Source organism: Oleiphilus sp. HI0079, assembly GCF_001635105.1.
In genome coordinates this window covers 21,434-34,078 of the sequence record NZ_LWFT01001116.1, presented here as the reverse complement: position 1 = coordinate 34,078, position 12,645 = coordinate 21,434, and the positions used below count along the sequence as shown (strand labels likewise).

At 45.6% G+C, this 12,645-nt stretch carries 15 protein-coding genes; 12 read left to right on the top strand and 3 right to left on the bottom strand.

The window, feature by feature from the left end:
* The 7 genes from A3750_RS19855 to A3750_RS19825 form a co-directional block, all read left to right on the top strand.
* On the top strand, window positions 1-1,617 hold a 1,617-nt coding region (locus A3750_RS19855), incomplete at its 5' end, for a response regulator (protein WP_156498767.1).
* An 11-nt stretch (window positions 1,618-1,628) separates the two neighbouring features.
* Window positions 1,629-2,537, top strand: a complete 909-nt coding sequence (locus A3750_RS19850; RefSeq protein ID WP_068450903.1) for a chemotaxis protein CheB — start codon at window positions 1,629-1,631, stop codon at window positions 2,535-2,537.
* A 47-nt stretch (window positions 2,538-2,584) separates the two neighbouring features.
* Window positions 2,585-3,037, top strand: coding sequence for a chemotaxis protein CheW (locus A3750_RS19845; RefSeq protein WP_068450899.1), 453 nt, complete (start codon window positions 2,585-2,587; stop codon window positions 3,035-3,037).
* On the top strand, window positions 3,030-3,917 hold the full coding sequence (locus tag A3750_RS19840) for a hypothetical protein (protein WP_068465080.1): 888 nt from the start codon (window positions 3,030-3,032) through the stop codon (window positions 3,915-3,917). Before A3750_RS19845 ends, A3750_RS19840 begins: the two co-directional genes overlap by 8 nt.
* A 93-nt stretch (window positions 3,918-4,010) precedes the next feature.
* Complete coding sequence (gene folE / locus A3750_RS19835; RefSeq protein WP_068456628.1) at window positions 4,011-4,562, top strand: GTP cyclohydrolase I FolE; 552 nt, start codon at window positions 4,011-4,013, stop codon at window positions 4,560-4,562.
* 71 nt (window positions 4,563-4,633) lie between these two features.
* On the top strand, window positions 4,634-6,550 hold the full coding sequence (locus A3750_RS19830; protein ID WP_068456627.1) for a VacB/RNase II family 3'-5' exoribonuclease: 1,917 nt from the start codon (window positions 4,634-4,636) through the stop codon (window positions 6,548-6,550).
* A gap of 364 nt (window positions 6,551-6,914) precedes the next feature.
* The gene (locus A3750_RS19825; protein ID WP_197475176.1) at window positions 6,915-7,736 is read left to right on the top strand and encodes an ion transporter; all 822 of its coding nucleotides are present in this window, start codon (window positions 6,915-6,917) and stop codon (window positions 7,734-7,736) included.
* A gap of 93 nt (window positions 7,737-7,829) precedes the next feature.
* Here A3750_RS19825 and A3750_RS19820 read toward each other — a convergent pair whose 3' ends face one another.
* The gene (locus A3750_RS19820) at window positions 7,830-8,432 is read right to left on the bottom strand and encodes a Yip1 family protein (RefSeq protein ID WP_068458192.1); all 603 of its coding nucleotides are present in this window, start codon (window positions 8,430-8,432) and stop codon (window positions 7,830-7,832) included.
* A gap of 440 nt (window positions 8,433-8,872) precedes the next feature.
* Between A3750_RS19820 and A3750_RS26440 the strand changes: the two genes are divergently transcribed.
* From A3750_RS26440 to hisI, 4 genes are all read left to right on the top strand, one after another.
* Window positions 8,873-9,253, top strand: coding sequence for an ATP-binding cassette domain-containing protein (locus A3750_RS26440; RefSeq protein WP_068490336.1), 381 nt, complete (start codon window positions 8,873-8,875; stop codon window positions 9,251-9,253).
* Between the two features lie 126 nt (window positions 9,254-9,379).
* Window positions 9,380-9,613 (top strand): hypothetical protein, encoded by a 234-nt coding sequence (locus A3750_RS26435; RefSeq protein ID WP_068465744.1) that lies wholly within the window; start codon window positions 9,380-9,382, stop codon window positions 9,611-9,613.
* Between the two features lie 3 nt (window positions 9,614-9,616).
* On the top strand, window positions 9,617-10,207 hold the full coding sequence (locus A3750_RS19810; protein WP_082862977.1) for a metal ABC transporter permease: 591 nt from the start codon (window positions 9,617-9,619) through the stop codon (window positions 10,205-10,207).
* Window positions 10,208-10,261: 54 nt separating this feature from the next.
* Window positions 10,262-10,669, top strand: a complete 408-nt coding sequence (gene hisI, locus A3750_RS19805; RefSeq protein WP_068451168.1) for a phosphoribosyl-AMP cyclohydrolase — start codon at window positions 10,262-10,264, stop codon at window positions 10,667-10,669.
* Between the two features lie 71 nt (window positions 10,670-10,740).
* Here hisI and A3750_RS19800 read toward each other — a convergent pair whose 3' ends face one another.
* Both A3750_RS19800 and A3750_RS19795 read right to left on the bottom strand, forming a co-directional pair.
* Complete coding sequence (locus A3750_RS19800; protein WP_231871873.1) at window positions 10,741-11,451, bottom strand: FKBP-type peptidyl-prolyl cis-trans isomerase; 711 nt, start codon at window positions 11,449-11,451, stop codon at window positions 10,741-10,743.
* 119 nt (window positions 11,452-11,570) lie between these two features.
* The gene (locus A3750_RS19795; protein WP_068451165.1) at window positions 11,571-12,062 is read right to left on the bottom strand and encodes a peptidylprolyl isomerase; all 492 of its coding nucleotides are present in this window, start codon (window positions 12,060-12,062) and stop codon (window positions 11,571-11,573) included.
* Between the two features lie 199 nt (window positions 12,063-12,261).
* On the opposite strand from A3750_RS19795, the gene A3750_RS19790 reads away from it, so the two are divergent.
* A complete protein-coding gene (locus tag A3750_RS19790) occupies window positions 12,262-12,645 on the top strand; it encodes a YbaN family protein (RefSeq protein ID WP_197466074.1) in 384 nt (127 codons plus the stop codon).

The window sequence follows — 12,645 nt, the reverse complement described above, 5'->3', positions numbered from 1 at the left end:
ACGGTTTCAGAATATGAGGAATTTGACCCTCTAGAGATGGACCGTTACTCGTCTATTCAGCAATTATCTCGTTCACTTTCTGAAAGTGCCACCGACCTAACCGAGCTTCGTGAAACTCTGTCAAACAGGGCTCGTGATGCTGAAACCTTATTGCTTCAACAATCTCGAATTAACTCTGAGTTACAAGAAGGCTTGATGAAAACTCGGATGATACCGTTTTCATCAATGGTTCCGCGATTAAGACGTATTGTACGTCAGATTAGTGGCGAGCTAGATAAAGCTGTTGAATTCGAGGTACATAATGCTGGTGGTGAAATGGATCGTTCTGTTTTGGAACGAATGATTGCACCATTAGAACACATGCTTCGAAACGCCTTGGATCATGGTATTGAGTCAAAGCAGGCGCGAGCGAAGGTTGGAAAAACCGAAACTGGATCGATCGATTTATCTGTTAATCGTGAAGGTGGTGAGATTGTTCTTCGTATGAAGGACGACGGCGGTGGTATTGATGCCGAAAAGATTCACGCAAAAGCCATTGCTCAAGGTTTAGTGCCTGCGAACGCAGACATATCGGATCAGGACAAACTTCAATTGATCATGGCTGCTGGCTTTAGTACTGCAGAAAAAGTAACCCAGATTAGTGGCCGTGGCGTCGGTATGGATGTTGTTGCCAGTGAAATCAAACAGCTCGGCGGCACCATAAGTATCGCGTCTGTTGTCGGTGCCGGAACCGAGTTTACGGTCCGCTTGCCATTTACGGTATCTGTGAATAGAGCGTTAATGGTGAATACGGGTGATGATTTTTACGCCATTCCGTTAAATACGATTGAAGGTATTGTTCGTGTAAGTCCGTATGAGCTTGAAGAGTACTACCAGGAAGATGCGCCGCCATATCACTATGCTGGTCGTGACTATGACCTGAAGTATCTTGGCTCCTTGTTACATAACATGCATCAGCCGAAGCTAAAAGGACAGCCGCTTCCACTACCTGTCATTCTAGTGCGTGGAACGGATAAGCCAATGGCTCTTCAAGTCGACAGTTTGATGGGCTCTCGAGAGATCGTGGTTAAAAGCCTGGGAGCGCAATTTAGTGATGTGCATGGTGTTTCCGGAGCGACTATTCTCGGTGATGGTAGCGTTGTTGTGATCCTCGATTTGCCGGCTCTGATTCGTGAGGAATCTACAGGCGTTCTCGATATACTTGATAAAGATGCTTCTACAGACACTCGCAGTGATACACCATTGGTTATGGTTGTGGATGATTCGGTTACGGTTCGCAAGGTTACAACGCGTTTGCTGCAGCGAAATGGTATCGATGTAGTCACCGCAAAAGACGGTGTAGATGCAATTGCGCAGCTTCAGGATACCAAGCCAGACGTGATGCTGCTGGATATTGAAATGCCGCGAATGGATGGCTTTGAGGTTGCCTCTCTGGTGCGACATGATGAGCGACTCAAAGACGTTCCAATTATTATGATCACTTCGCGAACCGGACAGAAACACCGCGAAAGAGCGATGTCCATTGGCGTCAATGAGTATATGGGTAAGCCTTTCCAGGAACAGGAATTGTTGGCGACGATTGAGCAAGTCCTGGCCGGAAGCATGAGTAAGGCTTAAAGGCCAAGAAAATGAAAATTGAAGCTGCTCTGGGAGTCATCAGTTCTGACCCATTGATTAGGAAGGGCTTGACGGATTTCGCAGAGCGGTTTGGTTTCAAGTTGGAGAATAGTTGTTCACCCGAGTCGATTGAATCAGGTGACGTTAATAATGATGAGCATGTCGACTGCTGGCTTGTTGACGAGGCGGCGTTTGAAACTCCTGGCACATGTTTTGAGGCATTTCTAGAAGATCTTGATGTTCCGGTGATCTATGGTCTGGAGCGGTTTAGCAGCGATACTGATGTTCTTGAGCGAGAATGGAACAGTCTGCTGAAAAAACTGGTTCAGCATGTATTTCATCCTGAACAGCGAGCCGAGTTTGATGTTTGGGTGCTTGGTGCATCTTTGGGTGGACCAGAAGCTGTGAAAGCTTTTCTGGATGAGCTACCAGAGAATTTGCCAGTATGCTTTCTCTACGCTCAGCATCTGGACGAGGTTGGCTCCAGAGCGTTACTCGATGTGATCGGAAGAGATGCGGCTTTACAGGTGTTTGCGCTAGATGGTGTAACACTGCTTCAACCAGGCGCCGTGTATAAAATGCCGGTTGATTCAAGTGTCGAGTTTGTTGCTGGGACATGTTTTAAGACTGATTCGCCATGGGTTGGCAGCTACCGACCTAGTATCGAAGAGTTATTGCGCAAAGTGAGTTATGCCTTTGGTCAACGGGCTAATGTCATTTACTTTAGTGGCATGGGCGAAGACGGTGCTCTAATTGCGAATGACATGGCTCGCCGTGGCAGTCGTGTTTGGGCGCAAAGTGCACAAACTTGTGCAAGTGCGGCCATGCCAGAGTCTGTTATTTCGCAAAGGATTTGTGAACGGATTGCTTCACCGTCAGATTTGGCAACGTTATTAAAGGCGCTTTATCAGACAAAATGATAACGCAGTAACACGCAAGTTAGATTGAAATAATAAGGTAGGTTAGGGTGCCAGAGTCAGAAATTATTTCGAGTTTATATCTTCCTATTACGGACGGTAAGCTCGTGCTGCCTAACGTCGCAGTTGCAGAGGTAATCGAATACAGCCGCCCGAAAGTAAAAGAGGGCTTCCCCCATTACTATCTCGGTGATATTTCCTGGCGAGGCATCGATGTTCCGCTTCTTAGTTTTGAGGAAGTAAACGGTGGCGATAGGCCTCCAAAAAATACGGAAGTACGTATTGCAGTACTCAACAATACTGGAACAGACAGTCAAAGACTTCCCTTCGTTGCTATCTTGACGCAAGGGCTTCCTCGCTTGGTTAAAGTCAGTGAGGATATTATCCAGCATGCCTCAAAAAGTGATTTGCCTGCAGAACACAGCCGAATTCGTGTTGATGGTGAAGAGGCTGTGATACCGAACCTGAATTATCTAGAGAGTCTGGCTATCAATCTTGTTTGATAATGAATACGCGCTCCCTGCTCGAAAACATCTAGCGGCAATTGCTGTTCTTTATAGTGTTTTTGCTGTCGTCTTCCACTTTTTGTATGGTGGTGTCGGTTTCGGTCTTGTCATAGCTTTACTCGCCTCCGGCGCGTTGATGCTGAGTTTTCTCGAGCGCATTTTACCTCAACGAGCGCTCATCTATCCGTTCCTGCTTCTGCTCTTAGGGGCAAGCTTTCTGATCGATGCTCCTGATGATAGTGATTTGGTTTTGCATCTCAGTCAATTTGCTTTCATTTGTGGATTAAGTCTTAGCGTAAAGCAGTCGCTGTGCATTTTAACGTCGATTGTAATCGTTCTGGCTCTCGCCATTGAGCAGAACTTCAGCCTCAATAAATATCTCGTGGTTTTGACTCTAGGCTCGCTCGGCATGTATTTGAGATGGTTGGTGCTGGGTCAAGCTTCTTCTCTTGAACAAGTGCAGACAACAGATAAGCAGACGGGATGTAAAAACGCATCGTGTCTTGAGCGCGATACCGAGCAGAACTTTAACTTGTATCAGCGCTATGGCATACCTTGCACGTGTTTAGTTTTTGATCTGGTATTGGATGAGAGCAAGTCCCTTCAAACTAAGAATAACTTGCTTTTGGCTGTAATTAAGTTGTGGAACAGCCGGGTGCGCCAAACCGATCATCTATACAAGCTAAGTGATCGACGCTATATATGCCTGCTACCGGCGACATCCAAATCGCAGTCCGAAACGCTAAAGAACGATATTGTGATTGCCATGCGGGAGTATGAATTTCCAGAAGGGAGCGAGCTGCATCTAAATGTTAGAACGCAAGATTGCGAAGGCTATGATTCGCCTAGTGGCTGGTTGTCTGAAATTTATGCATAACGCTAGGAAGTGATGTCTTTTGAAAAAAGTTGATTCCTGTCTCCTGCGTGTTAGATTGTGCCGCCCAAGGCACGAGACCTACCGGTAAAGATTATGAATAAAGATATTTCTGCACATTATGAAGCCATCTTGAGAGGGCTTGGCGAAGACCCTCAAAGAGAAGGTTTACGCGATACACCGCAGCGTGCAGCAAAGGCTATGAACTTCTTAACCAAAGGTTATCATGAGGACCTGGAAAATATCGTCAACGGAGCGATTTTCGAATCGGACAATGACCAAATGGTCCTTGTTAAAAACATAGAGCTCTATTCTTTATGTGAGCACCATTTGTTGCCGTTTATCGGTAAGTGTCATATCGCATACCTACCTAGTGGCAAGGTGCTGGGCTTATCCAAGTTCGCGCGTATTGTTGATATGTTCGCAAGACGACTACAGATACAGGAAAACCTAACGAAACAGATTGCTGATGCTGTGATGTCAGTAACAAATGCGCGAGGGGTTGCAGTCGTCATTGAATCTCAACATATGTGTATGATGATGCGTGGTGTCGAAAAGCAGAATTCTTCCATGCTCAGCTCGGTAATGCTGGGAACGTTTCGCGAATCTGAGGCAACGCGAAATGAGTTTTTGTCACTGATAAAGTAATATCCTATTTTCAACAACCCTCACTACTTAACTTCAACATTCGGTCTGCGTAAGACCTCAAAGGTAAAAGCATGCTTAAACTAGATGCCTTAGATCAATTAAAGCAGCTAAAAAGCGACATCAAAGCAAGTCGAAATCTGCAATTAGGTCGAGTCAAAGGTACCGGACAAAAATTCGGATTCGTTACGTTAGATAGTGGGCGAGACGTATTTCTTCCCCCTGCGGAGATGCTCAGGGTTCTTCCTGGTGACCGCGTCGAAGTTGAAATTAAGAAAGATGACCGAAACAAAACGTTTGCTCATGTTGAGCGGCTTGTGGAGTCGACGAACAAAGAGTTTTTCGGGAAGTATGTCGCAAAAGGTACGGCGCATTTCGCAGAGGCTGATTTTGATGGCAGCACGCGCTGGATCTTTATACCGCCCAACAAGCGCGGTAAAACCAAAGTTGGCGACTTGTTGAAATGCAAGTTGGTGCAACACCCGATCAAGAACGGTAAACCTCAGGCTCATATTGTTGATGTTTTGGGGAATGAATCGAGTAAGGGCATCGAGTGGGTTTACAGCCTTGCGAAACATCATATCGCTGAAAGCTGGAGCGCATCAGCAGAGACGGCGCTGACTGACTTAGATGAGGGCCGTGTCGAGTCACTTTGCTCTGAGCGGGAAGATCTAAGCGATGTGCCATTTTTTACTGTCGATGGTGAGCGAACGCGGGATATGGATGATGCGCTATACATTGCGCGTGATGGCAGCGGCTGGTTACTTTCTGTTGCCATTGCTGATCCAGAAGCTTTGATAAGCTCTGAGCCCGAGTTGGAGAAAGAGGTGCTCGAGCGCTCCGCTTCGTTGTATGCGCCTGGCAAAATTGTCCCTATGCTTCCTGAAAAGTTGAGTTCTGATTTGTGCTCTCTTGTAGAGGGTAAAAAGCGTCTGGCAAAGGTCTTTAAGATTCAAGTAAGTGAAACTGGTGAACTTACAGATTTTACGATCTCGCAAGCCGCAATCACATCGGCTCAAAAGCTATCCTATGCGCAGGCAAGTGGAGTAGAGTCGACGGAGTTAAAATCCGTAGTAGCTGAACAGTTACCGTTGTTGCAAAGCTTGTCAGAAAAGATGTTGGAATGGCGAAGAGAGAATGCTTGTGTACAACAAGGAAGAACAGAATTTTATCTCGAGCTAAACGATAAGCAGAAAATTGAGGCGATTAAACCCCGTGAGACACATACTGCGCATGCTTGGGTAGAAGAGTGCATGCTGTTGGTGAATCGCTGTGCTGCCCAATATCTGTCGGATAACGCTAAATCAAGCATTTATATCTCTCATTCTGGTGCAAGATCCGACAGGGTAGAGAGCTTGCAAAAGGTATTGTTTGAGTCGGTCGAAGAGCTAAAAGAATTGACTCTTTCGGAGCTCGCCGGATTTAGGCAAGTTATGCAGACGGTAAATGGTAATGACGATCTAGCGGAGCTGAAGCAACTTCTGCTTCGTCAGCTTGAGCGGACAACGTTTACCTTAGGTCCAGAGCCTCACTTTGGTTTGGGATTTGACAAGTATACGACGGTCACTTCGCCTTTACGCAAAGCAAATGATTATTTGTTGCATAAACAATTGCGTGAGATTTTAACGCAGCAAGCTTCTCCTATAATGGACAAGAAGGTGGTGAATGCGATTGATGCCAAGCAAGATGATATTCGCAAAGCGGTTTACGATATTGAGCAGTGGCTGAAGTGCGAATATATGATGCGCCAAGAAGATGTGTTTGATGCAGAAGTGGTGCGGGTGTTCACAACAGGAGTTCAACTGCGATTGAAGCAGAATGGTATTGAAGGCGTGATTAGCACTCGCGATATCGAAGGTAAATGCAGTTTCAATCAAGACCGTATGCATCTCAAAACTTCAGTCGGAGACTTCCAGCTTTTACAGCAAGTGAAAGTTAAACCAAAACGCGTAGATTGGTCTAAGAAGCAAATTCAGTTTGAGCTAGTCTAGTCGCGAAAGTATTGTAAGAGATTTCTTACAATACTTTACGAGATCTCTTATATTTTCTTTTTCCAAAAGACCCTATTCTTAAGGCCTAGGGATAGCCAAGACAGATGGACTTGTCAACGGACTTCATGGATGAACTGAGCTAATGGATTAGCCAAGGATGAGCATAGCAGGCAAAGATCGCCCGCTACTTCATTTTTTTATTAAATTTCTCGCCTTCGTTATCATAGATCTTGCAAAGATACTTTTCTCAAAAGTGTATTAGATTCGTGGTCAGCATGAATCAGTATGGTCTAGTTCTATACATTCGAATTGTGCCTAAGTAGACTTCAACGGTTTTCGAATTTGTTGATCAGGTAATTCAATGATGGTTAGTCTCCCCCCGTCTTCGGCTCCCATTTTGGGTAAGCTGCGACTTATTGAGTCGAGCAAGCTTTTCCAAGGCTTGGTAATTGCGATTATTGTCTTGTCTGCTCTAACGATAGGAGCCAAAACCTATTCATTGCCACCATTGGTCGAACAGACATTAGTAATTCTGGATAGTGGAATTACGTTCTTCTTCCTACTCGAAATTCTATTACGGTTCGCAGCTTGTCCTGAAAAACGTCGGTTTTTCATGGATGGTTGGAATATCTTTGATACTTTGGTCGTCATAGGCAGCCTTGTGCCGCTAGACAACTCTGAGGCGGTTCTATTAGGAAGGCTATTACGCGTGTTTAGGGTTTTGCGCCTAGTTTCTGTTATTCCTGAGTTGCGATTCTTGATCAACTCATTACTGAAAGCGATTCCGCGGATGGGCTATATCGCGCTTTTGATGTTTATCATTTTTTACATCTACGCAGCTATTGGCTCTATGTTTTTTAGTGATGTTGATGAGACGCTGTGGGGCGACGTTGCCATCTCAATGCTTACGTTGTTTCGGGTAGCGACATTTGAGGATTGGACGGACGTCATGTATGCAACCATGGCTGTGCATCCACTAAGCTGGATATACTATTTGACCTTTATTTTTCTCACCGCTTTTGTATTTTTAAATATGATGATTGGTGCCATTCTTGAAGTTATGAGTGAAGAGCAAAACGCGAAGGTTGCCAAAGAAGCACGAGACGAGCGCGATGAGATCATTCAGCAACTAAAGGCAGTACAGAATCGGCTTGATGAACTGCACAACAAACTAGATCGAGAATGATCCGGTTACAAGGTTCGCTGATCATGAAAAAACTAAGCCCGCTTGAAGCGGGCTTAAACATATTGGATTTTCAACTTGTTCGAAACGGCAAGCCTAACTAACGAATTCTGGTCCGATGCCAATGCTCCACACGATGACGCTGATGGCAAACAAGCCCACGAGCATGCATAGGCCTACCGTCAAAATAGACGTTGCAAACATAAAACCTCGGTCTTCGGGAATCTTCATTAAGATTGGTAGGCCCTCATACAGCAAGTAGACCGACCATCCTACGGCAACTACTCCAGCTAACATGTTGACCCAAAGAACGGGATAAACAGCAATTATCCCCATTAGGAATAAAGGCGTTGCCGTGTAAGCCGCTAAAATAATACCGTTGTGTTCTTGCTCATCGACGCCATACGTCGCTGCGAAGAAATCAATGAATTTACCGATAATAAATATACCGCTCAGCATCGCTGCGTAAAAAAGCACGCATAGTTGCGCTGCGCTGCCTTGACTCAGTCGAATTAGCTCTCCATCACCTACTCGCCATCCAACTTGAGTTGTACCGTAAAACGCTGCTGCTGCGGGAATAAGTGCGAGAAGAATAATATGGGTGAGAAAGAGTTTGGGGGTTGATTCATGTTCTTCTCGAATCGTTTGCCACTCTCTATCGGGGTGAGTCAAAATACCGAAAGTGTGCAGTATACTCATAGTGCCTCCGCTGATTGTTGTTTTTTGGCTGCCACTTAAGTGTTTACCCTTTAACCAGTTGCGTCAAGGAACTAAACGCACTATTTGTATAAAAAGCGCACAAAATGAATCTGTTTTGAACAAAAAGCAACCAACTACCGAAACAAATTAGTTGTTGAAGCCGATGTCTTCAACCATGAATGACAACTTGTCTCAATTTAATGACCTTACGTTCGATGAAGATGCCTGGTTCTGTTTGAGTTGTCGGCGGTATCTGAAGTTAGTTTCCCTTAAATTGCTTTCAACACTTCGATCCTCTAAGAACTTGGTCGATTTTTCAGGTAGTCTGCATGCCTCGTCGCTCTCTTATTGAAATGGGTATCATCCAGCGCCTTGCTATAGCACTAGGCGTAAGTGCTTCGTTGTGGGTTTTGTATATCTCTTTGAGCCACTAAGATCCCATGAGTATTTCCGTCGATAATGTGACCTTGGGTTACGACCTCCATCCTGCCGTTCATCACCGGTCTCTTGAAATCGAAGAAGGTTCGATGGTCGCGCTCGTTGGGCCAAATGGTGCGGGCAAGTCGACGCTTCTCAAAGGGATTATGGGGCAGCTAAAGTTGTTGGGAGGTTCGATTTCCCTTGGACAGCTTAACCACTCTCAAATCGCCTATTTACCGCAGCTAAGTCAAGTTGATCGGAGTTTCCCTATTACCGTGCGTGAAATGGTTGCGCTCGGTGCTTGGGGAGTGCTGGGTGCTTTCAAATCAGTGAGTGAAGAGCAGCAGAAATCGGAGCATCTCGCCTTGCACCAATTGGGCTTGGAAGGGTTTGAGCATTGAATGATCGATACGCTTTCTGGAGGTCAGATGCAGTGAGTCCTCTTTGCGCGACTACTTTTACAAAAAACAGAACTGATTTTACTCGATGAGCCGTTTACGGGGGTTGACGCGCGCACCAGTGCAGACTTGATTACTCAGATAAAGCGTTGGCAAACCGACGTAAAAACGATTGTAGCCGTGCTGCATGACCTGCACCAAGTCAAGGCACATTTTCCGACAACGTTGCTGCTTTCCCGAAGAGCAATTGCTTATGGCCATACCAATGGTGTGCTAACCGAAGAAAACTTGCAAAGAGCATCTCAATTTAATGAGGCTTTTGACGATCATGCAGAGCCATATGTGGTGGTTGGAGAGCATTAGTTGATGTTGGACTTGTTTCTGCAACCTTTTGTCGAGTTTGAATTTATGCGTCAGGCTTTACTTGGTTGCTTGGCCATTTCCGTGAGCGCAGCACCCGTTGGTGTGTTTTTGATGCTTCGTCGAATGGGTCTGACGGGTGACGTCATGGCCCATGCAATTTTGCCGGGTGCCGCAGTCGGATTTTTAGTCGCAGGCTTATCTACCGAAGCCATGACTCTTGGAGCGATTATTGCGGGCTGCTTGGTCGCGTTGTTATCCGGTATTGTTTCTCGATCAACCAACGTTGCCGAAGATTCAAGCATGGCCGCTTTTTACCTAATTTCTCTAGCGCTTGGCACTTTAATGTCGGTAGGAGTGATGATTTTGCCTGCGGCAATGATGCGCTATTGGCTACGCAATTTGGATGCGCTACTCCTTGGATCAATGATTAGTGCGATTATTGCGTGTGAAATGTGCTTGCTAGCATCGTATTATGTCGCGTGGCCAAGTGGTCCGGCTATTATTTTGTCGCTTGGTTTTGGATATGTGTTGTCGTTCGTATTTGGTTTGAACGGTGGCCTCGTTTCTGAACTATCGAGGCAGAAAACCATCTAAGTGCCTAGCTGCCAGATGTAAAGAAACGACGTATTTATTAAAAGAGGATCCGCTGTGAAGGCATGGTTTAAGTCAATTGAAGGTGATCAAGAGGGCAGTGAGTTTGCGCTTGCTAAAGTGTTGGAAGAGTTAAGCTTTGACAACCAAGGTTTGATTCCTGTGATTGCACAGGATGCTAAATCGAAAGATATTTTGATGTTTGCTTGGATGAATCGCGACGCCTTAGAAGATACCTTGAAGACAGGAAGAATGTGTTACTGGTCTCGTTCTCGAAACACGTTATGGCGAAAGGGCGAAAGCTCGGGGCATGGGCAACAGCTAGTTGAATTGAGAACAGACTGCGATGGGGACGTCTTGCTTGCATTGATTGAGCAAGCCGGTGCCGCATGCCACACTCATCGGCGTTCTTGTTTTTATCTCAAATTCGGTGCGCAATCGGTGAAAATTGACTCAGGGCCATAGTGAATATGTCCCGCATTAAAAAAGCCGTCTCAATGAGACGGCTTTTTCTTTGTATACAGGCTGAGCTCGAGCTAGCTCTTTTTCACTTCGATTAGTTCAACTTCAAATAGAAGAGTTTCATTCGGGCCGATAGAGCGATTGCCATTTGGACCGTAAGCAAGGTCCGAAGGAATAAATAGTTGCCATTTAGAGCCAGTAGGCATGAGTTGTAGCGCCTCTGTCCAGCCTGCAATCACGCCATTCACCGGGAATGTTGCAGGTTGACCGCGTTCAACGGAGCTGTCGAATACTTCACCGTTAATGAATGAGCCGGTGTAGTGAACTGTGACGGAATCTGATGCACTTGGTTGAGGACCTTTTCCTTCGGTTAGAACTTTGTATTGCAAGCCGCTTTCCAGCGTTACAACGCCTTCTTTGTTTTTGTTCTCAGCTAGAAATGCATCACCGATCTTTTTGTTTTCTTCGCCCTGTTTCTGGAGGTTGGCGATCTGCTGTTGCTGCATTTCACGTTGATATTCCGTCAGGATTTGAGCAATCTCTTCGTCGCTCAACAGCTGAGGCTCACCGTTAAAAGCAGTCTTCATTCCGTTTGAGAATTGGTCGAGGTCAATATCACCAAGCTCATTACGCATTCGTTGGCCAAACATCACTCCGAATGCATAGCCGATTTGTGCTTCTTTACTTTCGAATTTGTTTGCAGCGCTCTCTTCTGCGATTGCGACTGACCCAACACTCAATGCGCTCGCAGCGATAAATGGCAAGGCAAGTTTTTTCATGTTCATATCAATAATCCATAGTTCTGTGCCGCCTGACCGACAAGCTCAACCGACTTTCTTATAAGAAGACTCAAAACCTTAAGCCTTTTAAGGCCTTACATCTACATTTCGAACATTAGGACTTGTTAATGGTGGTGGCCGCCAACACCGTGTGCATGACCGTGCGCGAGTTCTTCTTCCGTTGCGTCGCGGATGGAGACGATTTCGATATCAAAGCTTAAGTCTTTGCCCGCAAGAGGGTGATTTGTATCGATGTCGACATTGAACTTTCCTGCCTTGATGACAGTGGCTTGGCGAACGCCTTGCTCAGTATTGATATTTACTGTCATACCTGGCTTCAGTCGAGCGTTCTGTTTTTTGTCGCCCATTAGATGCTTCAGCGGAATGCGTTGAGTCGCGCCTTCTTGGCGTGGGCCATAAGCGTCAGCAGCGTTGATGTCTGCGGTAAACGTATCCCCTTCTTCCTTGCCTTCCATTGCGCTCTCAAGACCCGGGATAATATTACCATGCCCCTGTAAATACGCGACTGGATCGCCATCGCGGGAGTTTTCAATTTCTTGCCCCTCATGGCTTAAACGATAATGGAATTGAACTACGCTATTTTTTGATATCGACATGAATGTTCTCCTTAAAAAAGCGGTATTGTATGTTCTATGTCTGTGGAAGCCTAGAAAGTGGGTATAAGAAAGTGAATTCGCTGGTTTTATCCTTCAACTAATGAGCGCTTTTCGCGATGAGAGCTTATTTGAAACTAGCCAGTTTGGTACTATGCGGCAGAATATAAGTTCGCCCATCATACATGCGAAGGCAGTCGGCGTGGATAAGCTTCAAAAAAATATTGTGGTACGAGTCAGCCTCATAGCGACAGGCTGTTTGTGTGTGGTACTCGGGATTATTGGCTTGTTTGTACCAATGATGCCTGGTGCTGTGTTTTTAATTTTGGCTGCATGGTGCTTCGCTCGATCTTCAGAGCGTTTTCATGACGCTCTTTTGGCTAATCGTTATCTCGGACCACAGATTAGAGCTTGGCAGGGAGGCCTCGGTTTTCAGCGACAGTTAAGAACGAGAATCTTAGTGATAATGTGGTTGAGTATGGCCTTGTCCGTTACATTGGTGGCTAAACTATGGTTTGGTCTCATCATTTTAAGTTGTGGCGTTGCCACGACACTCTTTATTTTAAAACAACCTGTCTACGATTAA